The 24,481-nt window shown below is 52.0% G+C and carries 22 protein-coding genes and 1 pseudogene; 20 read left to right on the forward strand and 3 right to left on the reverse strand.

Annotated features, from left to right (window positions below; all coding sequences use genetic code 11):
* Nucleotides 1-60: 60 nt before the first annotated feature.
* The 4 genes from E1757_RS21400 to E1757_RS21415 all read left to right on the forward strand — a co-directional run bounded on the left by E1757_RS21400 (nucleotide 61) and on the right by E1757_RS21415 (nucleotide 6,115).
* The gene (locus tag E1757_RS21400) at nucleotides 61-1,881 is read left to right on the forward strand and encodes an assimilatory sulfite reductase (NADPH) flavoprotein subunit (RefSeq protein WP_133231918.1); all 1,821 of its coding nucleotides are present in this window, start codon (nucleotides 61-63) and stop codon (nucleotides 1,879-1,881) included.
* Between the two features lie 38 nt (nucleotides 1,882-1,919).
* Nucleotides 1,920-3,644 (forward strand): assimilatory sulfite reductase (NADPH) hemoprotein subunit, encoded by a 1,725-nt coding sequence (gene cysI, locus E1757_RS21405; RefSeq protein WP_133231920.1) that lies wholly within the window; start codon nucleotides 1,920-1,922, stop codon nucleotides 3,642-3,644.
* A 213-nt stretch (nucleotides 3,645-3,857) separates the two neighbouring features.
* The gene (locus tag E1757_RS21410) at nucleotides 3,858-5,474 is read left to right on the forward strand and encodes a stalk domain-containing protein (protein WP_133231921.1); all 1,617 of its coding nucleotides are present in this window, start codon (nucleotides 3,858-3,860) and stop codon (nucleotides 5,472-5,474) included.
* 221 nt (nucleotides 5,475-5,695) lie between these two features.
* On the forward strand, nucleotides 5,696-6,115 hold the full coding sequence (locus tag E1757_RS21415) for a VOC family protein (protein WP_133231923.1): 420 nt from the start codon (nucleotides 5,696-5,698) through the stop codon (nucleotides 6,113-6,115).
* Nucleotides 6,116-6,141: 26 nt separating this feature from the next.
* On the opposite strand, the gene E1757_RS21420 is transcribed toward E1757_RS21415, so the two are convergent.
* Nucleotides 6,142-7,176, reverse strand: coding sequence for a hypothetical protein (locus E1757_RS21420; RefSeq protein ID WP_133231925.1), 1,035 nt, complete (start codon nucleotides 7,174-7,176; stop codon nucleotides 6,142-6,144).
* 331 nt (nucleotides 7,177-7,507) lie between these two features.
* Between E1757_RS21420 and E1757_RS21425 the strand changes: the two genes are divergently transcribed.
* The 4 genes from E1757_RS21425 (at nucleotide 7,508) to E1757_RS21440 (ending at nucleotide 9,447) form a co-directional block, all read left to right on the forward strand.
* A complete protein-coding gene (locus E1757_RS21425; protein WP_133231927.1) occupies nucleotides 7,508-8,071 on the forward strand; it encodes a DUF1697 domain-containing protein in 564 nt (187 codons plus the stop codon).
* A 17-nt stretch (nucleotides 8,072-8,088) separates the two neighbouring features.
* Nucleotides 8,089-8,367, forward strand: coding sequence for a DUF2277 domain-containing protein (locus tag E1757_RS21430; protein WP_133231929.1), 279 nt, complete (start codon nucleotides 8,089-8,091; stop codon nucleotides 8,365-8,367).
* Nucleotides 8,368-8,599: 232 nt separating this feature from the next.
* Nucleotides 8,600-9,163, forward strand: a complete 564-nt coding sequence (locus tag E1757_RS21435; RefSeq protein ID WP_133231931.1) for a DUF2238 domain-containing protein — start codon at nucleotides 8,600-8,602, stop codon at nucleotides 9,161-9,163.
* A 95-nt stretch (nucleotides 9,164-9,258) separates the two neighbouring features.
* Nucleotides 9,259-9,447, forward strand: a complete 189-nt coding sequence (locus tag E1757_RS21440; RefSeq protein ID WP_133231933.1) for a hypothetical protein — start codon at nucleotides 9,259-9,261, stop codon at nucleotides 9,445-9,447.
* Between the two features lie 34 nt (nucleotides 9,448-9,481).
* Here the strand turns inward: E1757_RS21440 and E1757_RS21445 are convergent, their stop codons facing one another.
* Nucleotides 9,482-11,086 (reverse strand): response regulator, encoded by a 1,605-nt coding sequence (locus E1757_RS21445; RefSeq protein ID WP_165972218.1) that lies wholly within the window; start codon nucleotides 11,084-11,086, stop codon nucleotides 9,482-9,484.
* The gene (locus E1757_RS21450; protein WP_133231937.1) at nucleotides 11,073-12,929 is read right to left on the reverse strand and encodes a cache domain-containing sensor histidine kinase; all 1,857 of its coding nucleotides are present in this window, start codon (nucleotides 12,927-12,929) and stop codon (nucleotides 11,073-11,075) included. Before E1757_RS21450 ends, E1757_RS21445 begins: the two co-directional genes overlap by 14 nt.
* 176 nt (nucleotides 12,930-13,105) lie before the next feature.
* On the opposite strand from E1757_RS21450, the gene E1757_RS21455 reads away from it, so the two are divergent.
* The 12 genes and pseudogenes from E1757_RS21455 to E1757_RS21510 all read left to right on the forward strand — a co-directional run bounded on the left by E1757_RS21455 (nucleotide 13,106) and on the right by E1757_RS21510 (nucleotide 24,384).
* Nucleotides 13,106-14,467 carry an ABC transporter substrate-binding protein gene (locus E1757_RS21455; RefSeq protein WP_133231939.1) on the forward strand — a complete coding sequence of 454 codons (1,362 nt, stop codon included), beginning with the start codon at nucleotides 13,106-13,108 and terminating at the stop codon, nucleotides 14,465-14,467.
* A 65-nt stretch (nucleotides 14,468-14,532) separates the two neighbouring features.
* A complete protein-coding gene (locus E1757_RS21460; protein WP_133231941.1) occupies nucleotides 14,533-15,411 on the forward strand; it encodes a carbohydrate ABC transporter permease in 879 nt (292 codons plus the stop codon).
* A complete protein-coding gene (locus E1757_RS21465) occupies nucleotides 15,408-16,280 on the forward strand; it encodes a carbohydrate ABC transporter permease (RefSeq protein WP_246079358.1) in 873 nt (290 codons plus the stop codon). The genes E1757_RS21460 and E1757_RS21465 overlap by 4 nt, the downstream gene beginning before the upstream one ends.
* A 50-nt stretch (nucleotides 16,281-16,330) precedes the next feature.
* A complete protein-coding gene (locus tag E1757_RS21470; RefSeq protein WP_133231943.1) occupies nucleotides 16,331-17,440 on the forward strand; it encodes a Gfo/Idh/MocA family protein in 1,110 nt (369 codons plus the stop codon).
* 72 nt (nucleotides 17,441-17,512) lie between these two features.
* Nucleotides 17,513-18,370: a phytanoyl-CoA dioxygenase family protein gene (locus E1757_RS21475; protein ID WP_133231945.1), complete on the forward strand. Its 858-nt coding sequence runs from the start codon at nucleotides 17,513-17,515 to the stop codon at nucleotides 18,368-18,370.
* 87 nt (nucleotides 18,371-18,457) lie between these two features.
* The gene (locus tag E1757_RS21480) at nucleotides 18,458-19,228 is read left to right on the forward strand and encodes an SDR family NAD(P)-dependent oxidoreductase (RefSeq protein WP_133231947.1); all 771 of its coding nucleotides are present in this window, start codon (nucleotides 18,458-18,460) and stop codon (nucleotides 19,226-19,228) included.
* A gap of 231 nt (nucleotides 19,229-19,459) precedes the next feature.
* Nucleotides 19,460-22,075 (forward strand): cation-translocating P-type ATPase, encoded by a 2,616-nt coding sequence (locus E1757_RS21485; protein ID WP_133231948.1) that lies wholly within the window; start codon nucleotides 19,460-19,462, stop codon nucleotides 22,073-22,075.
* Nucleotides 22,076-22,102: 27 nt separating this feature from the next.
* Nucleotides 22,103-22,666 carry a Chromate resistance protein ChrB gene (locus E1757_RS21490; protein ID WP_133231950.1) on the forward strand — a complete coding sequence of 188 codons (564 nt, stop codon included), beginning with the start codon at nucleotides 22,103-22,105 and terminating at the stop codon, nucleotides 22,664-22,666.
* A 151-nt stretch (nucleotides 22,667-22,817) separates the two neighbouring features.
* The gene (locus tag E1757_RS21495; protein WP_133231952.1) at nucleotides 22,818-23,180 is read left to right on the forward strand and encodes an ArsR/SmtB family transcription factor; all 363 of its coding nucleotides are present in this window, start codon (nucleotides 22,818-22,820) and stop codon (nucleotides 23,178-23,180) included.
* Between the two features lie 263 nt (nucleotides 23,181-23,443).
* Complete coding sequence (locus tag E1757_RS21500; protein WP_133231954.1) at nucleotides 23,444-23,767, forward strand: hypothetical protein; 324 nt, start codon at nucleotides 23,444-23,446, stop codon at nucleotides 23,765-23,767.
* A 17-nt stretch (nucleotides 23,768-23,784) separates the two neighbouring features.
* Nucleotides 23,785-24,075: pseudogene (locus E1757_RS21505) on the forward strand (cation transporter); the annotation flags it as partial.
* A 27-nt stretch (nucleotides 24,076-24,102) separates the two neighbouring features.
* Complete coding sequence (locus E1757_RS21510) at nucleotides 24,103-24,384, forward strand: hypothetical protein (protein WP_133231958.1); 282 nt, start codon at nucleotides 24,103-24,105, stop codon at nucleotides 24,382-24,384.
* The last annotated feature ends 97 nt before the right edge of the window (nucleotides 24,385-24,481 follow it).

Raw genomic sequence — 24,481 nt, forward strand, 5'->3', positions numbered from 1 at the left:
ATATATTAATACTTGGAATTAAAGCTCATATTTCATGCATGCTACGCGAGGTGGATAGTGGTGGAACTTAAAGTAACGAACAGTCCTTTTAATCAGGAGCAGGTCGAGCTGCTCAATCGCCTTCTGCCTGCGCTGACGGAAACGCAGCGGATGTGGTTGAGCGGATTTCTTACAGCGCTTCAAAGTCCGGCGGCTGCTGCAACGGCAGGTACGCCGTTGGCGGGTACAGTCGCGAATGCGGTACCCGTCTCCAAGGAAGTCACCGTACTCGTCGGTTCTCAGACGGGCAATTGCAACGGCTTGGCGAAAAAGCTGTCGAAAAAGCTGGAGGAGCAAGGATTTCAGGTGACGCTCTCGGCGATGAGCGCCTTTAAAACGAACAATTTAAAAACGATTCAGCATTTGCTTGTTCTGGTGAGCACTCATGGGGAGGGCGAACCGCCGGACAACGCGATTTCGTTCCATGAATACCTGCACAGCAAGCGGGCGCCCCGACTGGAAGGGCTGCGGTTTTCCGTGCTTGCGCTCGGCGACACATCGTATGAGTTCTTTTGCCAGACGGGCAAAGATTTCGACAAGCGTCTGGAAGAGCTCGGCGCCAAGCGGATTGCTCCGCGCGTCGATTGCGACGTGGATTTTGACGAGTCCGCCGCAGAGTGGATGAAACAAGTGCTTGGCGCTTTAAGCGAGGCTTCTGCGGTACCGGCCGCTGTCGATCCCGGAAGCGCGGCGCTATTAAGCAGGACCGAGTCGGAATATTCGAGAACGAATCCGTTCCAGGCCGAGGTGCTTGAGAATTTGAATCTGAACGGCCGCGGATCGAGCCGGGAAACCCGTCATGTCGAGCTGTCCCTGGAGGGCTCGAACTTTGAATACGAGCCTGGCGACAGCCTGGGCATATATCCGGAAAACCATCCTCGTCTCGTAGACGAGTTGATTGAGGCTATGGGCTGGAAAGCGGAGGAGCCCGTTGCCGTAAATAAGAACGGCGAAGAACAGCCTTTGCGCGAAGCGCTGCTGCGCCATTTCGAAATCACTGTGCTGACGAAGCCGCTGCTCGAGCAAGCGGCCAAGCTGACTCCGGACAGCAGCCTGAATGAGCTGCTGGAGGCGGGACGCGAGCAGGAGCTCAGAGCTTATTTGACCGGCCGGGATCTGCTTGATTTGGTGCAGGATCATAATTTGCGCGGCGTTCCGGCGCGCGATTTTACGGCGATTATGCGGAAAATGCCTGCTCGCTTGTATTCGATCGCAAGCAGCTCGAAGGCGTATCCGGATGAGGTTCATGTTACGGTCCGCACCGTGCGTTATAACGCTCTGGGCCGCGACCGTTACGGCGTCTGCTCCGTACAGCTCGCAGAGCGCGTGCAGTCCGGCGCAACGCTGCCGGTATTCATTCAGCAAAATTCGAATTTCAAGCTGCCTGAAAGTCCGGATACGCCGATCATCATGATCGGACCGGGTACGGGCGTCGCTCCGTTCAGAGCCTTCCTTGGCGAACGGGAGGAGACAGGAGCGGCCGGTAAAGCATGGCTGTTTTACGGAGACCAGCATTTCGCCACCGATTTCCTTTACCAGGTCGAATGGCAGGGCTGGCTTAAAAGCGGCGTGCTGACGCGCATGGATGTCGCGTTCTCCCGCGATACCGATCAGAAAGTATATGTGCAGCACCGGATGATGGAAAAAAGCCGCGAATTTTACAAATGGCTGCAGGAAGGCGCTTGCGTCTACGTCTGCGGCGACGAGAAAAAAATGGCGCATGACGTCCATGCGGCGCTCGCAGCCATACTCGAGCAGGAGGGCAAGTTTAGCCCTGAAGAAGCCGCCGAATATTTGACCCGTATGCAACAGCAGAAACGTTATCAGCGGGACGTGTACTAGTTGACGATCCCGAAGATCGCGAGAGGAGATAAGCAAGCATGTCAGATAACAATTTAGTGTCGCCGCATAGTGCGCCGCACAGCGACGTTGAAGATATTAAACGAAACAGCAATTACTTGCGCGGAAGTCTTAACGATACGCTGGAAGATCCTATTACCGGCTCCATTCCGGAAGACGATAACCGGCTGATGAAGTTTCACGGCAGCTATATGCAGGATGACCGGGATTTGCGCAACGAGCGGAGTAAGCAGAAGCTGGAGCCGGCATATCAGTTCATGCTTCGTGTGCGCGCGGCCGGCGGGATTGTCACGCCCGATCAGTGGCTGATGATGGACCGGATCGCACAAAAATACGGCAACGGATCGATCCGGTTGACGACCCGTCAATCGTTCCAACTGCACGGCGTCATCAAATGGAATCTGAAGAAGACGATTCGCGAAGTGAACGACGCTTTGTTAAGCACACTGGCCGCCTGCGGAGACGTCAACCGCAACGTCATGTGCAATCCGAATCCGTACCAATCGGAGGTTCATTCCGAGGTGTACGAATGGGCCCGCCGGATCAGCGATCACCTAGATCCGCGAACTAGGGCCTATCACGAAATTTGGCTGGATGGGGAGAAAGTGGTCGACAGCCAATCGAGCGGGGAAGAGCAGGAGCCGATTTATGGCAAGGTATATTTGCCGCGCAAGTTTAAAATCGGAATGGCCGTTCCGCCTTCCAACGATGTCGACGTATTTTCCCAGGATCTCGGGTTTATCGCGATAATCGAGGATGGCCGATTGAAGGGCTTTAATGTAACGGTCGGCGGCGGGATGGGAATGACGCACGGCGATCCGCTGACTTACCCGCAAGTCGCTCAAGTGATCGGGTTTTGTACGCCGGAGCGGATTGTCGACGTAGCCGAGAAGACGGTTACGATCCAACGGGATTACGGCGACCGTTCGGTTCGGAAGCATGCGCGCTTTAAATATACGATCGACGACCGCGGCATCGATTGGTTCATCCATGAACTATCCGACCGTCTCGGATGGAAGCTGGAGGAAGCGCGTCCCTACCATTTTGACCATAACGGAGACCGTTACGGATGGGTGAAAGGCAGCAACGGCAAATGGCATTTCACATTCTTTATCGAGAACGGCCGGATCAAGGATGAAGAGAATTATCAGCTGATGACCGGTCTCAGAGAAATCGCCAAGGTGCATAACGGAGATTTCCGTCTTACCCCGAATCAGAACCTGATCATCGGCAGCATCAGCAGCCAGAAAAAGAAGCGCATTGAAGAATTGATCAAGGAGTACGGGATCGCCGACGGTATCCATAATTCCGCATTGCGAAAAAATTCAATGGCCTGCGTTGCGCTGCCTACTTGCGGGATGGCGATGGCTGAAGCGGAGCGTTACCTCCCGACGCTGCTTGATAAAATCGAGCCGATGCTGGAGGAATCCGGACTTCGCGACGAGGAAATCGTCATCCGCATGACCGGCTGTCCGAACGGCTGCGCCCGTCCTATGCTGGCGGAAATTGCGTTCATCGGCAAAGCTCCGGGCAAATACAATATGTATTTGGGCGGCGGGCATGCCGGAAACCGTCTGAACAAGCTGTACAAGGAAAATATCGGCGAGACGGAAGTTTTGGAGTCGCTGAAGCCGATTATTGCCCAATACGCGAAGGAACGGCGGGATGGAGAGCATTTTGGCGACTTTGTCATTCGTGCCGGATACGTAAAAGAAGTGCGTTCCGGACAAGATTTCCATTCCTGATGGACTCCCGGATACAATAAACCGAACAACGAAGCGCCCTGGTGGAGCGCTTCGTTGTTTTTCTTTTTATCGGCTCGAACAGCTCGCGAAATTAGGTCTGAGGACTTATTTTAGTTAAATTTACAGCTTTTATTAGCAAAATTTAATACCATAAACTTCCTGAATATGCTATTCTACACAATAGTTTCGACATCATAGGGAGGTAATAGGATCTTGTTAAAACTTGGACGTCTTTTCACAGTTTGTATCGTCTTGATCGCGATGCTCTTCGCCGGTGCGGGCAGCCCGATTCATGCGGAAGAAAGCAAGGTGAGCTTTTACAGGCCGTTTCCGCAAGGAGCGGTGGGGGTAACCCGGCCCATGATAGGAATCTTGTTTGAGCTGAAGGGAAACCCGGAGTTGGAATCGTACAAGTTGAATTTGGATGGCAAACAAGTATCATTGACATGGAATCCGGTTGATCCGAAGTTTGTTTATATTCCGGACAAAGATTTAACGCCGGGGGAGCACAAGGCCGAACTGATCATTCATTTTAAAGGATTTCGGGAAATATACAGAAGCTGGACCTTTACGATTGCTGCAAGCCCGGTAAAAACGATAGCCCAGCCGGCACAATACCAGCAGTTCGGTATTACCGCCATTAACGATTTCCGGAAAATACTCGGTCTGCAGTCCGTTCAATGGAATGACAGGCTGGCCGGCTCCGCAACCAAGCACGTGGAATATTTAAAAGCCAACTATCCGGATGATTACAAAGGCTCTTACCCGTTATCCCATTACCAGGAATCGGATGGTGCGGGCTTTTTCGGTAAAACGCCTGCGGAGCGCGCGAAATATTTTGGATACCCGTACTTTACAGGGGAAGTTAACCGAATCAGGGGAAACAATACAATTTGGACCGATATCGACAATCTGTTCCATGCGCCGTATCATCGTTTTGCTTATATGGTGCCCGATGCCAAGGAGGTCGGTCTGGCCCGGTCCGAAAATTTTACCGTGATCAATTTTGGCGGCTCGCCGGACAGCAGAGTAAATCCGCTCATGATCGTGTCGCCTGCTGAATCGCAGACGCATGTACCGATCCAATGGGAAAATCGCGAAACGCCGGATCCGCTGAGGATGCATGCCAATGCTCCCAAAATCGTCGGTTATCCGATCGCCGTAACGGTTCATGGTACATATGTCAAGCGGATTGACGTTGCATCGGCCGAGCTCGCCTCATCTACCGGCGACCAAGTCGAGCTGTACGTCAATAGGCCCGGACAGGATGAAAACCTGAGCACCGAAGCGGTGTTTATTCCGAAAAAACCGCTGCAAGCATTTACAATGTACACCATGAATGTAAAGCTTAAAGTGACGATGGAAGACGACACGATAGTGCCGTTGGACAAAGAGTGGTCATTTTCCACGGAGAAGAAAAAAAATTACTGGAAATCGGCTGTTCATAAAGGAACGACTCATACGGCCGTATTCGGACTGGAAAACGATTATTTCGACGCGGACGGGATCAGGTTCAAAACGTCGGTGAAGCCGGAAACGGTTGACGGCAGCGCCTATTTGTATGTCCGTGACTTGGCTGTGGCGTTTGGAGCCGACGTGGCTTGGGACAATAAGCTGCAAGCGGCTATTTATGAAAGGGGGGAACGGAGAATCGTGCTGTATACGACAAGAAATCAATACGAGGCTGACGGTCAGGTCAATATGACCGACACTCCCGCCAAGCTGATCCATGACAACACGATGATTCCCGTTCGTCTGTTGGCTGAAGTGCTGGGAAGTACGGTAGCATACGATCCGAACACCCGTACTGTTACGGTCACTTTCGAGTGAACTCGTTCAGCTTTGCTGAACATCGGGGAATCAGATGGGGACTCTACCCCACCTGATTCAAGGCCCGCCTTAGAGGCGGGGGTCTTAACCCGATAAAGTCGTAATCGAATAAAAGAGCAATCGAGAAGAAAGCGCAAACGGCACAAGATGTTAAAATATAATACATACTGGCTTGCGGTCCATCCGGTATCCTATTCCAATTTCGAGGTAGGTGATGATCAATGGCTCTTACAGCGGACAAAATTTTTGTCAATTTACCGGTTAAAAATATGAATGCGTCCATCGATTTTTTCACGAACGTCGGTTTTGCTTTTAACGCTCAGTTTACCGACGAAAACGCAACCTGTATGATCGTAAGCGAGCATATTTACGTTATGCTGCTGGTGGAAAGCAACTTCAAGTCGTTTATCAAAAAAGAAATCGCGGACACAACCCGGAGCACCGAATGCATCCTGGCTTTGTCCGCCGACAGCAAGGAAAAAGTAGACGAAATTGTAAATAAGGCACTATCCGCCGGAGGCACCGCTTACAATGAACCGGTCGACCATGGCTTTATGTATACGTGGAGCTTTCAGGATTTGGACGGCCATCTGTGGGAATTCATGTACATGGATCCAAGCGATATCGAGCAGCAGGGCTAAAGCTGAGCCTCCTGTATGCTACGGGATTATGGCTGACAGCTGTCAGCCATAATCGCTTCGGCGGTCTCCCACAATACGGGCAGAAACCGGATAACCTGCTCGGCACGGCCGGTGAGATCGCCGGCACTAGTGATCCCGAGATCGGCAATCATCGCTTCGAATGCCGGCAAGAGCGTCCGCTGGAGCTCCGGCGGTGCATCCGCCGCCAATATTTTGTGGCAGCGCGCGAACGTAGCGACGATCCAGAACACAGCTTCACGGTGACTTCCGGATTGAATGAGCTCGCGGCTGCCGTCGATTGCGATGGGCCGCGCCGCAGCGGTGATGTCGGTGCTGAAGAAAAACGGCGTCCTGGCTGCGGCTGCAGCGGCGTCGAACGTCCGGGCAAGCTCGCCGAGATGCTGCTCGACGCGCTGCGGACTCAGCTGATCGCAACCGAGCAGCTTCAGAAGCTCCGGATACAAATCGGCATGACCGTAATCCGTCAGCGCGCTGCGTGCGGCAAGATAGCGCAGGCGCACGGTCGGGTTGCGAAGCGCTGCCACCAGTAGAACATGCGTCGTTACGCCGGTCGGAAACAACCATGACATTACCTGATCATGCAGCGGCGCGGAAGCATCGATGGACCGCAATCCGTTCTCGATCTTGATCCGGGCATTTGCGCAGCGGCGGCGTACCCAGTCCCGCTCCGCAAAATGACGGGACACCTCTGCCTGCAAACTGCGCAGATGTCCGGTCGGATCGTCAATGATCGTATTTGTGCGGAAGCTGCCCGCCAGATGGTAGGAAGTGAGAACCACCTCGACAGAGGCAATCTCGTTCCAGGATAAATAAGTAATTTCCAAAAGCGTGCCGCGGTAGAAGAGCTTTCCAAGCTTGATCGGTGGCTCCGCCTGTTCTGTGACGACTACGACGTCGACGTCCGATGACGCCGGCAGCTCCGCATCATCGGCGAGAATTATCGTGGAACCGCTGAAATAAGCCCCGCAATATCCGTCTGCACGGCTGGCATGCTCCTTAACCCACTCAGCCGCAGCAGCCCGCGCCAGTCCTACATTCATTTACATTCTCCTCCATTTCGCCAAACAATTGGAAAGCAATTATATCATTGGAAGATGAAACATGTAAAGGTCGGTGACGAATATCGTACAATCCGCCCGTAAATTAACCTTCCAGCGCAAAAAAAAGCCAATACTAAGCAAGATTGGCCATTCCTTTAACAGAGCTGACAGGATCGATTCAGGAGAAACGCTGGCGGGCAAATCGATGGTACGGTGGAACCGTCCGACAAATCGTTCCTTCCGGTGAGTGAAATGGTATAATATAATGTATCTGCAAGGACATGCCTGAACGCTTCGAATTTACATTTCATTTCAAAAAGGTTGTGGGATCATGGCGATTTATGTTGCGCTGCTGCGGGGCATTAATGTAGGCGGGAAAAATAAGATCAAAATGGCGGAATTGAGGCAGAAGCTGGAAGCGATAGGGCTAAACCGGGTTCAAACGTATATTCAAAGCGGCAATGTTTTGTTTGAGGCGAACGAGGAGGAACAGGTGCTGCGCCAACGGATTGAAGAACAGATTGAGGCTGGCTTCGGCATAAAAGCAGCCGTTGCATTGCGTACTGCCGATGAAATCAGACATGTAGCCGCAAACTGCCCGTTTTCGGAAGAGGCTGTGACTCAAGCCCAGACAACGGCAGTAGGTGAGAGTCTGCATGTATCGTTTTTGCTTGCAGAGCCTGCGCAGGAGGCGGTTGAACGGCTCGAACCCTACAAGAGCGACAATGACGAATATCGAATAATTGGGCGGGAGATGTATCTTCTATTCCATCACAGCATCCGCGACTCCAAGCTCGCGATGAATCTGCACAAGCTGAACGTCGCAGGAACCGTGCGCAATTGGAAAACGGTCAATAAGCTCGTCGCATTGGCGGATGCGATGGAATCACCATAAACGAAAAGGAGAAAACTATGTGCCGAAACATCAAAACTTTGTTTAACTTCGAACCTCCGGCTACCGACGATGAGATTCAAGCCGCTTCGATTCAATTCGTAAGGAAAATTTCGGGCTTCACCGTGCCTTCCAAGGTGAACGAAGAGGCGTTCAACCGCGCCGTTCAAGAGGTAACCGCAGCTGCCCGGAGCTTGATGGACTCTCTCGTAACCCAGGCCGAACCGCGCAACCGGGAGGTCGAAATCGAGCGCGCCCGCGCGAGATCCGCGAAACGATTCGGAACTGGAAAGGCTTAAGGCGGCCCTGCGGTGACATAACTTGCATCAGGGGAGGGGGCATCCGATATATGCGACCTCCTTTATTAGTATACATAATATTTAATATGTAAACTAATAGTTTTCTCTTTATTGTCAGTTCCTGTATAATGCGGCTCATTCCGTGTAAGCTTATTAATGAAGTGACGGCCGAAAAGCAGCAGCTTTCAATAAGGAGATGATTCCTATTCTTCATCCAAAGCGAACGGACCGGATGAATCATTATTTTGAGCTTGCCTTATACGCGCTTGCCGCTGTGTGCTTCGTTTATTTTTTAATCCGCGGCATATACGCCAAAGTGTTTGAGGCGGTGTTAATCGTTGCGGTGCTGGCGCTCATCCGGGCAGTCATCAAATTTACGAAGGTCGAGCTGTTTCCCGCACTGCGCTTTTCTATTTTGCTTTTTATTTTTGTCGCGATGTTTTTGGCTAATGAATTTGGATTTTACACGATCTTTCCCCAGTTGGATAAAATCGAGCATCTGTGTTCGGGGGTCATTCTATGCTTTGTCGGACTGTTAATCTTCAGGCAAATCAACAAAAATAAAGAAGCGGTTAAGCTGCATGCTTCGACTGCGGTATGGTTCAGTCTTTTTTTTGCAGTCGCGATGGCCGGTTGCTGGGAAATTTACGAATATACGACGGATCAGCTGTTCGGGCTTCATTCGCAAAACGACAGTCTTGTCGATACGATGTGGGACATTATTTGCGGAACTGTCGGGGCTGGGGCGACCGGTCTTTATTTGTCGTTTAAAGCTAAGAATCAAATCTTGACGTGAAGCAGCCGATCCGATCCGCAATCGATTATATTATTTTGACAATGATATCGATTAGTATATAAAACGATGGATTTAGTTTAAGGAAGGGGTACCTTTTGACAACGGACGATGTTCAATTCGGAATTATCATCATGATCTTCACGGTAACCGCTATCTGTTTTCTTCTGCGTGCGAAGTCGGGCTATCGCTGGTTCGGCGGCGCGCTCATTGCGATGACGGTTGTGCTTGCTATTTTTGGCGTGTTGTTTCATCTCGAGGCGGCTTTGCACAATCGGATGCATTAAGCAAGCTCATTTTCCATGACGGGCAATCGGCCTTTCATGATTGCTTGCACTTTGCCTGCTGATCTTGGCGGTGACAGCGGCGCCGGCCGCATGAGGCCGCCTCGTACTGCGACAGGCTGAGCCCGGTCTTGTTTTTAAAAATGCGGCTGAAATAATTGGGGTCGGTATAGCCGACCATTTCGCCGATTTCCTTGAAGCTCAGCTCCGGTTCGCACTCGATAAGCCGCTGCGCCTCCGCGACGCGCAGCGCTATGACAAACTTGAGCGGAGTCGTACATTTGTATTTTTTGAACAACTTGGTCAAATACGATGCGTTGTAATGAAAGCTTTCGGAAATTTCCTCAAGCGATAGGGAAGGGTTGGCGTAACAGGTCCGAAGATAATGCTCGAGACGCTCGACAAGCTCGCCCGCTGAATCATGATCCATTTCTTCCTCGGCATACGCAATGTATTCAAAGGCAGATACGACATGCTCTATCATGCAACTAAAATCCGGGGAAAGAGCGAACCGGTTCAGCAGCTCATATTCAAGATGAAATATTTCTTCCTCCGGGATAAGCAGCTTTTGCTGCCAGGCAAGGTGAATAAGATGAATTATTTTCTGCTGCAGCCGCAGCTGCGTAATCTCTTTTCGGGTCAAGCCGAGCAGCGCTCTCCGCATTTCGTTGCGGAATACGCCGCGGTTGTTAAGCTCCATCAGGTTAAGCAACTGGTGCTGGAGGCTGCAGGGCGGCCCATCAGCGGATTCCTTCGCAGCCGGAAGCTCATCGCATACAATTACGGACGATTGCCCCATAACGAGCCGCTCCTCCATAGCGGCGCGCAAGTTCAGCGCACAATAAAACAATTGCCGCAGCTGGAAACTTTCCCGCATCATACAGATGTTGACGGGGAGCGGAGCGGATAGTTCGGTAAGCCGCTTCAGCAGCCGTTCGGCGAAATCTGCCGGATCCGGCGCGGAATGGCGGGGAAGCGCCAAATATTTGCCTCCAGGCATCGTTTGATCGATCAAATGCCATCTGCCCGAGCCGTTCAGCTCCTGAATGATGTCATGAATCGGTGCGGACTTCCATAAGTCGGTCAAAAACGCGATCGATTCCTCCGACAACCGCTGCGCAGGCAAATGTCCCAATTGAATCAGAAGCATGACATACGTTTCGCCATCGAGACCGCTGTCCGTTCCGTCCCACGGTCCAGCGCTCCCTTGAACGGCCGCCTCGATCAACGCCCGTTCCCGGTTCGTCCTGCATTCCGTCAAAATGTGGTGAAATCCTTCCAGCGTTGCTTGAATTTCGTCCTTGTCGACCGGCTTCAGCAAATAATCTTTAACCCCGTATTTGATTGCCTGCCGCGCGTATTCAAACTGGTTGTAGCCGCTGATGATCGCCGTCAGCGTATCGGGGTAGCGTGCCGAAACGTGACGGACGAGCTCAATGCCGCTCATTCGCGGCATCTGGACGTCGGTGATAAGGACATGCGGTCTCGTCTGTTGGATGAGCCGCAAAGCTTCGAGGCCGTCGTATGCGGAGCCCGTTACTTGGAAGGGAAGAGCGGTGGAGTTGATTTTGTCCACGATATTGCGCAGGATGATCGGTTCATCTTCAACGACAACGACATGAAACTTCTCATCTAGTCCCATATAGGGGTGCCACCTCCAGATTGGATGCCGGCTTGACATGCCCGCCGAGCGAAATATGGGCTCCGCCTTCACGATTGTTGGATATGCGGAACTCGGCGCCGTTTCCATATACCATTCGAAGCCGCTCATCGATATTTACCATGCCAATGCCTTTGGACGGGTTTCGTTGGAAGTCGCGCTCCTGGTCTATACGGGTAGCCCACTCAGGAAATTTCTCGATCATTTCCGGCGAAAAGCCGGTGCCGTTGTCTGCAATTTGAATGCTCCATCGCGTATCGTCCATTTGTCCCAGGATGGAAATCCGCCAAGGCGGAGGAACATGAAGGCCGTGCTTGAAAAAATTTTCGACAATCGGCTGAACGGTCATCGCCGGAATGACAATATGCCGCATATCGGGATGAATGTCGATTTCATAATACAGCATCCCTTCATAGCGGATTTGCATCAATTGCAAATAGTCGATCGTATAATCGAGCTCCATGCCGATCGTCGTAGCGGGCTTGTCATGATCCAGTATGTAGCGGAGCATCTTCGATAACAGCTTGCACGTCCGGACGATTTCATGATGTCCGGCTTCCTCCGCCATGACGCTGATGACCGTTATCGTGTTGTACAGAAAATGCGGATTCATCTGCGATTGCAGCGCCGCCATCCTCGCCTGAATTTCCTTCGAGCGGGAGAGGAGCGTTTCCTCCAGCGACAGCTCGAGCCGCAGGCACATTTGCTTGAACGCTGTCGAGAGCATCTCCAGTTCGTTAAGCTCGGCATTGATTTGCTGCTGCGAGGCAGGCAGCAGCGTGTTCAGGCTCAACGAACGGAACAGCTTATGCATCTGCTTGATGGGCGCCGTTAAGCTTTTGGCAACGTAGAACGAAACGAGCAGCGTAACGATCAGCAGGCCGAAAGCTCCGATCAGCATCTGATTCCGAAACCGCACAAGCGGCACCAGCAGCACGCGCTCGGATTGGGAGACGGCGACCGTCCAGCCGGTATAGTCCGATCTCGTGAATGAGACGATCTCATTGCCGCCGGCCCGCATCAGCTCAAGCTTGCCGGAAGGAGTTGCGTTCGCTTGAACGCGGCTCCAATACAGCTTGGCGGCGGTGGAGTCCGCTCCGAGCGGGTAGACGAGGGTGCCGTTGCGATCGAACACCATGTACGACCGGGTTTCCGATACACCGGAGGATGGCGTGATCCGCTTGTTGATCGCTGCCGTAAGCCGCTGGTAATCGGTTTGGACCTCGACGATAGCATATCGTGACGAGCCGAGGTCCCACGGAAAACGCCGCGAAACGGATATGACCGTCCTATCGCCCGGAAACCAATCATCTTTACGGGGTGTGGAGATCCATTTTCTGCCGTCCAGCTCGTTCGTCGACCGAATCCAGTCAAGCGCTTCCATTTTATAAAGAGGCAAAAACGTATTGATCGAATAATCGCCCGTCCCCCAAATTCTGCCCTTCATATTCATAATATTGATCTGCCAGTCGGACTGCAGAGGACCCATAATCGAAAAAATATGACTGTTCAGCTCTCGCTGGTTCGCGAACATCGAAATTTCGCTGGTCGGATCGGGCTCGTTAAAAAACAGTTTTTTAATGTTGTCGGAAAAAATGATTTTGACCACCGTATTGTCCATTTCCTGCAGCAGCGCGTCCAGACCTACGGAAATATTGTTGGCCGATTGGTAGATCGTCTCCGACGCGTTCAGGCTGATCTGCCTGGCCATGAAAATGTAGAACGTAATGGCGGCAATCATGAAGACGGAAACGATCAGAAGCGAATAAGTGCAAAACAGCTTCGTTTGAATCGATTTGAGATGAAAAGGGACAACGTATTTCATGCAGCCATCAGACCTCCTGTGCGGATTGGTTCAATTATATTCATGGACAACCGTATTGAGAAACGAATAACGAAAAAATCCAGCAAACCATATCTATTTTATGCATCGAAGAAACGGACGCGTCCCTCTATAATACATATTGTAAACGCATTCAAATTGAAAGGAGGGTTAACGCATTGAACAAACGATTGCACCAGACGACAAGCATTATAATGCTGATCCCGGCACTGCTTCTGGGAGCCTGCAGCGGCGGCGGGGGCGGGAACGGCACATCGAACAATACGGCGCCGCCGGCGGACAATTCGGCAGCCGCGAACAAGAACGCGACGGCACCGGCCGCGCCAAAGCCGGAACCAAAGTCCGATGCGACGATTACCGTGGGTGCCTCGCAAAACTGGATCAAGGACGTCGACCGGAAGCTGGCGGAGGAATTTACCAAGGAAAGCGGCATCAAGATCGATTTTCAGGTGAATCCGGACGACCAGTATAAGAACGTCATGAAAACGAAGCTGGCAACCGGCGAAGCGCCCGATATTATGTACTTGAATTCCGGCATTACGCTGTCGGATTACCAGCCGGAAAAAAATTTCCTTGATTTGACCAAAGAACCGTGGGTGGCGAAGCAGCGGGATTGGGCGATTCAAGGCTCAACGGTTGACGGCAAAATTTACGGCTTTAACACCTGGTCCGCCGATGGCTGGGCGATGCTGTACAACACGAAGCTTTTTGCGGATAACGGCTTGACGGCGCCCAAAAGCTTCGACGAACTGCTCAAGGTATGCGACGTTCTGCTCAAGAAGGGAATTACCCCGATCTACGACAACACGAAAGATACATGGCATGTAGGGCAATGGTTCGCCTCGATGTCATACGCGTTCCAGCAGGAAGATCCGGGCATTTTCAAAAAATTGAACGAGAACCAGGCGAAATTTTCCGATCTTAAATCGGCGAAGCAGGGCTTGGTCGATTACAAAACGTTGTATGACAAAGGCTATTTCGGAAAAAACTCGTTATCCAACGAATGGACGCGCGGTTATGACGCGATGGGCTCGCAGAAGTATGCCATGATTCTTGTGTACACGACGTATCAGAACGAAGTAGCCGCCAAATTTCCCGAATCGAACGCGAAGGATTGGAAAATGTTCCCGGTCCCGATCGGCGGTAATACAGGCTTTACTTACGGTCCGGGTATCGTGCGCGTGGTGAACAAAGGAACAAAGCATGTGCCGGAGATTCAAAAATATTACGAGTTTCTGAGCCGGGAGAAAAACTTGAAATCGTTTTATGAGGCGAGAACGGACCTGGGCGAAATGTCGTTCAAGGATATGGAGGTAAGACCGCCGTCGAACGCCTACAAGAGCGTAACGGAGATGGCCGGACAAAGCCAGAGCCTGTCGTTGACGAATACGACCAAATTTATTGACGGCGATCTGATGGGCAAGCTGATGCAGGATATGCTGATCGGTCAATTGAAGCCGGAACAAGTGCTGCAAAAGTTCGATGAAAGCCGAATCAAGTCTTTCACGGTCGCGAAGTGACGGTTAGTCCGGCTTCCAATGGGCCGCCAAACGGCAATGATTTTTGAAAAGAATGTGGTGAGAACATGAAGACCGGCAATGTATACCCGATGTACTTCTTGTCCGGAGTATTGCTGATCTATTCCGGACTGTTCTTCTTTCCGAGCTTATACGGTTTCTATCTCTCCTTAACCGACTGGAACCAATTCAGCGATGCTGTCCATTTCATCGGTCTGGACAATTACAGGCAAATGATTGCGGATCATGCGCTCTTCTCCGGAATTATCGTCAATACAATCATGTTCGCATTATTTACGACGCTGCTGAAGAACGTTATCGGTCTCGCGCTCGCCTTGGCGCTCAATGAAGGATTGCGGTCGAAAGCTTTACTGCGCACGGTCTTTTATTTGCCCGTTACGTTATCGCCCTTGATCATCGGCTTGATCTTCTCCTCCGTATTCGATGCCAATTCGGGCATATTGAACGGCTTCCTCATCCGGATCGGCTTGGACGATTGGGCCATGGCCTGGCTCGCCGACGTCCGATTCGCGATGGGGACGATCATCTCGGTCGAGACGTGGAAATATGCGGGCTTCAATATGGTCATTTATTTGGCGGGCCTGCAGATGATTCCAAAAACGTATTACGAAGCGGCCGAAATCGACGGTGCCAGCTCGTGGAAACGGTTCGTACACATTACATTTCCGCTGGTCATGCCGGCGATTACAATCAATCTCATTTTGAATCTGATTCACGGCTTTAAAATATTCGATCTTGTGTATGTGTTGACCGGAGGGGGACCGGGCAGCGCAACCGAGGTTCTGAATACGGCCGTTTTCCGTGAATTTTCGGCAGGGCGTTTCGGCTCGGCCACGGCGATCAACGTCGTCATCTTCTTGTTGATTACGGTCGTGACCTTGGCAACGCTGTCCATCTTGTCCAAACGATCGGAGGTGGAGGCATGAACGTTGCCAATGAAGCGGAGATGGTCCGGCAAGCGCGGTCGGTTCGAAGGCCCGGGCGCAGACGATTTCCGGTTGTCAAAGAATTGCTCATGTGGCTGCTGGCGCTGCTTATCTTGATCCCGCTTTTTCTCGTCGCGATCAATTCGTTGAAAACAGAAGCCGAAGCCGACCTGATGAACCTGGAGCTGCCCAAACAATTCATGTTTGACAACTACGCAAATGTGATCAAGACGGGCAAGATGGTTCAGGCGTACCGAAACAGTCTAATCATATCGGCCGGCTCGACATTGGTGACGAGTCTTTTTTCGGCGATGGGCGCATTCGTGCTGTCGCGCAGGAGGACGAAGCTGAACAGACTCATTTATTACTATTTCATCATCGGTCTGATCGCGCCGGTCAACTTTATCGCGACGATCAAGGTCATGCAAATGACGCAATTGTTCAACACGTTCCATGGCATTATCCTGCTGTATTCGGCGCTCATGATCCCGTTCACGGTATTTCTGTTTTACGGCTTTATTCAGTCGGTGCCGAAGGAGCTCGACGAATCGGCGATGATGGACGGATGCAGGAGCCTGCAGCTGTTTTTCCGGATTATTTTTCCGCTGCTGCTGCCGGTCACGATTACGTGCGTGCTCATTAATTTCATGAATGCGTGGAATGAGTTTATTTTGCCGCTATACGTATTCAACAAATCGGATTATTATCCGGTAACATTGGCGGTTTACAGCTTTTACGGGACGTTTATTTCCAGCTGGAATCTGGTTTGCGCGACTATCGTACTGACGACGCTGCCGATCGTTCTCGTCTATATTTTCGGTCAGCGGTATTTGATCTCAGGGATGACGGCGGGCGCCGTAAAAGGATAACCATCGTAATGATTGCCGCAAAATGGTAAAAAGAGGAGGCGACAAAACTCATGCGTAAAACAATCGGTATTGGAGTTGCCGGTGCAGGCGCAATCGGGATCAGAGGCGCACTGTCGCATCTCAGCTTGCAGGATGTCAAGGATTATGGCGTAAGACTGGCCGCCATCTGCGATCCCGTACCGGGACGCGCCAAGGCTGCGGCGGAAAAATTCGGCGTTACCGCCTACTACGAAAGCTACGAGGAGCTGCTGCAGGATCCGAACGTCGATATCGTCACGCTCTGCACGCCGATCGGGCTTCATTACAAGCAGGGCGTTCAGGCGATCGAGGCCGGCAAGCATGTACATTTCAACAAGACGATGACGACCCGGGTCGAGGAAGCCGACGATATTATCCGGCGGGCTGCCGAGAACAATATCCGTGTCGTAGCTTCGCCCGGCATGATGCTCAGACCGGAAAACCGGAAGAAGCGGAAACTGATTCTCGAAGGTGAGCTCGGTCAGCTGGGATGGGCTATTGCGGGCACGGCGAGAGGAACCGTCGCCTTTCACTTTGAAGAAGAATTCCGCACGGGGGAAAATATTTTGACCAGCGTGAACCCGGAATGGTATTTCAAGAAGCCCGGCGGTGGGCCGATGTACGATATTACGTCCTACATGCTGCACGAGCTGACCGGAATTCTCGGACCGGTTCAACGTGTGACCGCTTTGTCCGGCCAGGCGGTTCCCGAAGTGTTTTACCAAGGAAAGCGCATTGCCAAGGAAATGGATGACTCCACCATCCTGATGCTCGACTTCGGCAGCTGCCTATATGCAGTCGTCTATACGACGATCGCCGGCGAGATTACCGGCTGGTCCCCCAATATATACGGAACGCATGGAGCGTTGATCGGTTCGAAATTCGGCGATACCGAATTGAAAGACCCTGCATTGACGCAGCCGCACGTCAAGGGCGAGCATGCGCATATGCGCGAAGCTCACGTGTTCGCGGATATTATGCAGCTGGTCGATTGGGTAAGAGACGGTACGCCTTCGATCGTAACCGCCGAGCATGCCAGACATGTCGTGGATATCATCGAATCCGGCTACCGGGCCGCTGAAACCGGGCAAACCCAGCAATTGTGCACAACCTTCGAGCCGCTCCCGCTTGAGCAGCTGTAACGTTTACAGGCGAAGACGGAAATTCGTCAATGCTTGCATCTAATTTTATAAAAGAATGGTGGTTGAGACAAAATGAGACTGAGTCAGGAAGAGCTTGCCAGCGGACAGCTGCTGCCCGAAACGTTGGAGCTTGCAGCCAATCTTGTCAGAGTCAACGGCTTCGTTACGTTCGAGGAAATTATCCCGAGAGCTGTCATCGACAAGCTGTACGATGCTTATATCGACATATTGGAGCCGTATTTGGCCGAGCATCACGAGGAGGTTTACAATCCGAAAAACGGCTTTAACGACGGCACCAATCACATCCGCCTGTACTTGCCGTTCGAGAAGCCGTTCGTCGACGAGCAAATATTGGCTCACCCGTTCGTCCTCTCGGTCGTGGATCAAGTTTTGGGCGACGATTGCGCCATCCGTTATTTCGCGACGAATACTTCGCTGCCCGGAGGCAGGAATGCCCAGCCGGTGCATTCGGATATGCATTCGATGTTCGGCTTGCGATACGGCGCCAATTTGCCGATCTCGAATCTGATCGTCAACGTTCCGCTCGTCGATACGACCGAAAACAACGGTCCGATGGAATATTGGCCGGGCGGCACGCATCTGCAGCCCGACTATATGTACGACCGCAAATCGTTCCCGAAGGCGAAGCTGGCCGAGCATATGACCGTACTGAAGGCGACTATGCCGGCAGGATCGATTATGATCCGCGATGACCGCATGTGGCATCGGGGCACACCGAACAAATCCGATAAGCCGCGTCCGAATATCGCGGTCATTTATTCCGCGCCGACCACCAATCCGTCCAAAGGAACGATTCCAATTCCGCAAGAAACGTTTGACGGCCTGTCGCCAAGGCTGCAGAAGCTGCTCCGGTTCGAGAAGATCGGCCATCCGGCGCTTAAACCTACCCACTATGAAGTTAAGCCTTAACGGTTCGCGGTTGATAAACATTATCCCGTATCGGTTGGGATTCATGCAATTCGCAGCCGATATCCCGAGAGGAAACGTGATTGTGCCATGAAAATCGATTTATGCGACAAAATCGCGCTGGTGACAGGCGGTGCGGGCATGCTTGGCCGCGTTATGATCCGGTCCCTCGCGGCATGCGGCGCCGATGTAGTGATTCATTACAATACGAAAGCGGAAAAAGCCCAGCAGCTGAAGCGGGAAGCGGAAGCGATGGGAAGGCAGGCCTATGCCGTACAGGCGGATATTACCGATCTGACATCCGTGCTCGCCATGCGGGATCAAATTCAGGAGCATTTTGGGAAATTGCCCCATATTATCGTAGCGAATGCGGTCGCGCAGTATAAATGGACCTCGATATTGGAGCAGCAGCCGGCCGATTACGAAAGCCAGTTCAAAACATGCGTCATGCAGAGCGTCTATTTGGCGAAGGCATTCATGCCGGCGCTGATCGAGCGCCGGGCGGGTCGGTTTATCGGGATCAACACGGAATGCGCCATGCAGAACTTCCCTACGCAGTCGGCTTATGTTGCGGGCAAGCGCGGGATGGACGGCGTATACCGGATTCTGGCCAAAGAAGTGGGCGAGTACGGCATAACCGTCAACCAGGTCGCGCCCGGATGGACGTTCAGTGACAGAGACCGCGAGCGGGGCTTCGCGCCGCCGCTGGAGGACGGCTATTTAACGACCGTGCCGATGAAACGGCGCGGGACGGATCAGGAAATCGCCAACACGGTGGCGTTCCTCGCATCGGATCTGGCTTCCTTCATCAGCGGGGTCTATATTCCGGTCTGCGGTGGGAACGTCATGCCGGCAATCTAGTCCGGCGAGCCGGCCGGACACGTCGAAGCAACCGGTTTAAGCATCGGATGAAGCTTTTTGATCGGATCATCGGCCTAAAGTTGAAATAGTTGTCGATCATCGCAAACAGACTGGCTGCGGGAGCAGCCGGTCTGTTTGTTGTGAGTTCGAAGTTATAATGAAACATCTGTTGCATTTTTATCCTTCGAGTGATAATCTAAATTTTGGAAGAATTGTTCCGGAAGGGTGAAGATGATGAATCATTCAACCTCTTGGCACTCCGTTTCCAAGGTGGAGATTATTCGTACATTTGACGTCGGGACAGACGTCGGTCTGACATCGTCCGAAGCGGAGCTAAGAAAACGAAAATATGGAAAAAATGAATTGCCCGCCGCCCCGGACAAGCCTTTGCGGAAAGAAATCATTGAGGAGTTAACCGAACCGATGATTTTGCTCTTGATGGCGGTGGGAGCGATATACGGATTTCTTGGCGAGATACGGGATGCGATGACGATCATGGTCATTATTGTCGCCGTGCTGGCTATTGAGATCGGCAACGAAAGCAGAGCGAAAGGGGCCATTAAGGCGTTAGCCAAGTTTAATGTCACTACATGCCCGGTATTACGGGACGGTACGTATCAGGAAATCGGATCGGCCGGGCTGGTGCCGGGAGACATCGTATTTTTACGCGCGGGGGAGCGGGTTCCGGCTGACCTGCGATTATTGGAATGCGCCGGACTGCGCATTGACGAATCGAGCCTGACCGGGGAATCCGTCCCGGTTGACAAGAATGCCGTTCTGCTTCTTGCCCGCGATACCGCGCTCGGCGAACGACAAAACCTTGCTTATTCCGGAACTTTGGTTGTGAGCGGAAAGGGCAAAGGACTCGTCGTCGGCACGGGCGCATCGACGGAGCTTGGCCAAATTGCCGGGTACGTTCAAACGGCGAAGGAGCCGAGAACACCGCTGCAGCTTCATATGCGCGAGCTGGCAAAACGGATGGTTTGGATCGCGCTCGGGTTCAGCCTTCTGATCGCGGCGATCGGATGGATCGGCGGCACAGGCTGGAAAAACACCGTCTTGACGGCGCTGTCGCTCGCATTTGCAACCATTCCCGAGGAATTGCCGATATTGATTGCTATGGTTCTCGGGCTGGGGGCTTACCGGCTTTCGAAAAAGAAGGCCATCGTCCGGCGTCTCAAAACCGCGGAAACGCTAGGCAGCGTTACGGTTGTCGCTACGGATAAGACGGGAACGTTAACCGAAAACCGGATGCAGGTTCAAAAATGGTTTATTGACGGGAAATGGCACAGCCAATCTGACTGGAACCGGTCGCAATGGACGGACATGGCTGTACAAATCAGCGTGCTTGCCAACGATGCGGTTATTACTGAGCTGGATGAGTCAATCGGCTTTCACGGCGACCCGACGGACGCCGCATTTTGCCGGTTTGCCGCGGATACGGGCTATGATGTCGTCCAATTGAAAAGAAGCGCCCGCCCGGTCCGAGAGTTTCCGTTAACCGAGGATAGCAAACGCATTACCATTGCACTGCAAAAAAAGGGCGGCTTCACGGTTATGACCAAAGGAGCGCCTGAACAAGTTCTCGCACTATCGTCATATGCTGTTGTAGACGGAACGGTAACACCGCTCACCCGTGAGCTTCGTTCGCGATTCAGCGAACAGGCCGGACAGCTTGCGGATCAAGGCTACCGGATCATCGCCGCTGCTTATAAAGAAGGAGCGACCGAAGCCGAATTCGAGGAAAACGCTTTTACTTGGGTCGGACTGGCCGCTATGATTGATCCGCCAAGACCGAATGTGGGGGAAGCGATCGAAGCTTTACATCAAGCCGGGGTCAGGGTCGTTATGATGACGGGAGACCATGCGGGAACTGCGGCAACGGTCGGCCGTCAAATTGGTCTTAAGTCGACTCGCGTCGCTACCGGAAACGAGCTTGATTTGATGACGGAGGGCGAGCTCGTCTCCCGGCTTGAGCATACGAACGTTTACGCCAGAACGGCACCGCAGCATAAACTGCGGCTTGTCCGAGCTTTGCAGCAGCAGGGCGAAGTTGTCGCGCTAACGGGAGACGGAGTCAACGACGGTCCGGCATTAAAGGAAGCGGCTGTCGGCATAGCCATGGGGAAGTCGGGAACGGACGTAGCCAAGGAATCGGCCGATCTCATTTTGACGGACGACGATTTTTCAACCTTGCCGGTCGCCATACAAGAAGGAAGAAAGCTGTTTGCCAATTTGCGAAAATCGGTAGCGTATTATCTTGCGGCGAAAACGGCTTTGATCGCCAGCACTCTGGTTCCGGTATTGGCAGGAATGACATTGCCTTTCACTCCAATCCAGATCATCGTGATGGAATTGTTTTTGGATATCGGCGCCGCCTCCAGCTTTACGGCCGAGCCCCCGGAATCCGATGTGATGAAGCGCCCTCCCGAACGTACGCGGCGATTTTTGGACAAAAGGATGATGACAGGCATCTTTTCAGGCGGGCTCTCTTTAGGCTTGGCCGTTTTGGCAGCCTATTTAATATCATGGTCCATGAGGGCAAATACGGAGTATGCGCAGACGGTTGCTTTTTCGACATGGATGCTCGGCCATTTATGGTTAGCCATGATGATGCGTTCCGAGCGGGAGCCACTGCTATCGTTAGGTTTGTTGACCAACAAAGTGATGCTTTTATGGATCGCGGCGGCCGCCCTATTCCTCGCGTTGACCCAAACTTTGCCTGTTTTGAGCGGTCTGCTGCACCTCGTTGAACTGAAGGGAACGGATTGGATATTCGTGCTCGGATGCTCGTTTGTTGTTCCGCTATGGATGGAAATCAAAAAAATGATCGCTTGGCATAAGTAACTACTGCTGAAGCAGGAGGAATGAGGCATGCGTATAGATCAAGGCTGGTTCATCTTTTCTTACAAAGTTCCTTCCGAGCCTTCCACGCTGCGCGTGCGCGCCTGGAGGACACTGAAATCATTGGGCGCCATGTACATTCAGCAGTCGGTTTGCGTTGCACCGGATACGGCTGAGGTAAGGAAAAAGATGATGGCCATGAAAAAGCTGATCGAAGCAAACGAAGGCGAAGCGCTCTTATTGGAAGTAAGCCAGTTGGCCGGCTATTCGGAGGAGCATCTTTGCGGGTTGTTTAATCAGCAGCGAATGACCGAGTATGAGGAGTTTCTTGGAGGCTGCAAAAGCTTTTTACAGGAGCTTGAGCTTGAAACGGGCAAAGGCAATTTTTCATTTCACGAAGTGGAGGAAAACGAAGCCGAGCTTGCCAAATTGGAGAGATGGGTTCGCAAAATCGCAAAGCGGGATTTTTTCAATTGTTCGAGGCTGTATGCGGCAATGAAAAAATTAGAGCAGTGCGAACATGCGTTCAGCGAATTTACCTCGATGGTTTATCGGACGGAGGGGCGTACGGAAGGCGACATCAGTGCCGACTGATGAAGCTTGGCCCGATTGCAGGTATGCAGTTGAAACAACGGCTCAGACGGTTGCCGCGAGCCTTATTTTTAACATTGCGGCGACAGGGCTACTTTCTGCTATAATATAACGTAAATCGATATAGCGGCAAATAGAGAAGGTGGTGCATAAGTTGGAAAAGGTGCTACAGGATCAATGCGACGAAACTTGTGTCGGGACCTCCAATGTGGTCACGCTGAAGCAAAATTTGATAGCCGAGAACACAGCCGCCAGCCTGGCTGATATATTTAAAGCGCTGGGCGACCCTACGCGTGTGAAAATTATTTATACGTTGCTGCAGCACGAGCTTTGCGTGCACGATTTGACTGAAATATTGGAAATGGGCCAATCGGCCGTTTCTCATCAATTGCGCTACTTGCGAAATCTTCGCATCGTGAAGCGCCGTAAGGCTGGAAAAACGGTATTTTATTCATTGGATGACGAGCATATCGAGCAAATTTTTGTCCAGATGCTGCAGCATTTGAAACATGAATAACCGTATCGGAATACGAAGCCGACGGGCGTCCATAACCAAAGCGCGGCAAAAGCAGAGGTGCTTCCTCTGCTTTTTTGTTTTTTTCGAACCGGGACGATTGACCTGCGATTCCGTGATCGCTTCGAATTAGGCAGTTGCACAATTGACACCCGGATCAGAAAGGCATAATATTGTTAATATATGAACAATTAATCATATATAGGTAAAAGGATCCTGATTCCTGTGTCTGAAAAGTTACTCGCAGCACAAAAAGGAACCGGCACATGAATCATGCTCTTGTGACCGGTCCGGGAGACGAGATCATCATTCCGCCGAGCGTGGAAGCCATAACCATTGTCATGACGAAGAACATCTGCATGGATCACGCGATAATCATGAGAATCATGCTCATGACCATCTTCATCATCACGATCATGATCATAGTCGGGATCACGATCATCTGCATAAACACGACCATCAATACGGTGATCATCAAGGCTACAGCCATGACGGGCATGAAGAACATAGTCATGGACATCACCGCGACCACAGCCATGAGCATCATCATGAAGCTTCGTGCTGCGGGAGCCACGATGCGAATACAGTAAACCGGACAGTAAGCCTCGAAGGCATGCACTGCGCCGACTGTACCTTGAAGCTGGAAAAGTCGATTTCACGGTTAACGGGTGTCGCTCATGTTCAGGTGAATTTTGCCACGGCGAAGATGAGCCTCGGTTACGATCAATCCGCGATCGATTTCGATTTCATTAAAAAGCGAGTGAGCAGCCTCGGGTACAGCGTTCAAGAAAGTGCTGCGGCCAAACATGCCTCGGTTTTCCGAATAGACGGCATGGACTGCGCGGACTGCGCGCAAAAGCTGGAGAAACGCGTTAGCGCCCTTGCTTCCGTCAAGTAGGTTACCGTCAACTTCGGCGCGGCCAAGATGACGGTCGAGCATGACGGCAATGCCGAGCAGGCTGTCATTCAAACGGTTCAACAGGCCGATTATACAGCAACGCCGGAGTCCTCAGGAGGAATCCGCCAAGCCGCTGAGCGGAGCTTTTGGAGACGCAATCATAAAGTCGTGCCGACCGCGTTGAGCGGATTGGTCTTTATCATAACTTGGGGGCTTGAGCTGGGCAGCCTGATCCCCGATACGGCGGCAGCTGTATTGTATGGCCTTGCCATGGTGACCGCGAATGTAATTGGTAGAAATATTTTATAAATGACTGCTATATTAGACCACAGCTAATGTAACATGAACAGGAGTGTTTGCGAAGACGGACAGCCAGATGGATCATAATTGTAAACGGTTGCAATGA

It is taken from the genome of Paenibacillus piri (genome assembly GCF_004354045.1).
Taxonomy (GTDB): domain Bacteria; phylum Bacillota; class Bacilli; order Paenibacillales; family NBRC-103111; genus Paenibacillus_S; species Paenibacillus_S piri.

What these genes read in the sequence shown, in the direction of transcription:
- cysI (WP_133231920.1), top strand. Translation starts at nt 1,920, where the DNA reads ATGTCAGATAACAATTTAGTGTCGCCGCATAGTGCGCCGCACAGCGAC.
- E1757_RS21480 (WP_133231947.1), top strand. Translation starts at nt 18,458, where the DNA reads ATGAAAATCGATTTATGCGACAAAATCGCGCTGGTGACAGGCGGTGCG.
- E1757_RS21415 (WP_133231923.1), top strand. Translation starts at nt 5,696, where the DNA reads ATGGCTCTTACAGCGGACAAAATTTTTGTCAATTTACCGGTTAAAAAT.
- E1757_RS21420 (WP_133231925.1), bottom strand. Translation starts at nt 7,176, where the DNA reads ATGAATGTAGGACTGGCGCGGGCTGCTGCGGCTGAGTGGGTTAAGGAG.
- E1757_RS21500 (WP_133231954.1), top strand. Translation starts at nt 23,444, where the DNA reads ATGAATCATGCTCTTGTGACCGGTCCGGGAGACGAGATCATCATTCCG.
- E1757_RS21485 (WP_133231948.1), top strand. Translation starts at nt 19,460, where the DNA reads ATGATGAATCATTCAACCTCTTGGCACTCCGTTTCCAAGGTGGAGATT.
- E1757_RS21475 (WP_133231945.1), top strand. Translation starts at nt 17,513, where the DNA reads ATGAGACTGAGTCAGGAAGAGCTTGCCAGCGGACAGCTGCTGCCCGAA.
- E1757_RS21430 (WP_133231929.1), top strand. Translation starts at nt 8,089, where the DNA reads ATGTGCCGAAACATCAAAACTTTGTTTAACTTCGAACCTCCGGCTACC.
- E1757_RS21470 (WP_133231943.1), top strand. Translation starts at nt 16,331, where the DNA reads ATGCGTAAAACAATCGGTATTGGAGTTGCCGGTGCAGGCGCAATCGGG.
- E1757_RS21425 (WP_133231927.1), top strand. Translation starts at nt 7,508, where the DNA reads ATGGCGATTTATGTTGCGCTGCTGCGGGGCATTAATGTAGGCGGGAAA.
- E1757_RS21450 (WP_133231937.1), bottom strand. Translation starts at nt 12,929, where the DNA reads ATGAAATACGTTGTCCCTTTTCATCTCAAATCGATTCAAACGAAGCTG.
- E1757_RS21490 (WP_133231950.1), top strand. Translation starts at nt 22,103, where the DNA reads ATGCGTATAGATCAAGGCTGGTTCATCTTTTCTTACAAAGTTCCTTCC.
- E1757_RS21460 (WP_133231941.1), top strand. Translation starts at nt 14,533, where the DNA reads ATGAAGACCGGCAATGTATACCCGATGTACTTCTTGTCCGGAGTATTG.
- E1757_RS21435 (WP_133231931.1), top strand. Translation starts at nt 8,600, where the DNA reads ATGAATCATTATTTTGAGCTTGCCTTATACGCGCTTGCCGCTGTGTGC.
- E1757_RS21445 (WP_165972218.1), bottom strand. Translation starts at nt 11,086, where the DNA reads ATGGGACTAGATGAGAAGTTTCATGTCGTTGTCGTTGAAGATGAACCG.
- E1757_RS21510 (WP_133231958.1), top strand. Translation starts at nt 24,103, where the DNA reads ATGACGGTCGAGCATGACGGCAATGCCGAGCAGGCTGTCATTCAAACG.
- E1757_RS21465 (WP_246079358.1), top strand. Translation starts at nt 15,408, where the DNA reads ATGAACGTTGCCAATGAAGCGGAGATGGTCCGGCAAGCGCGGTCGGTT.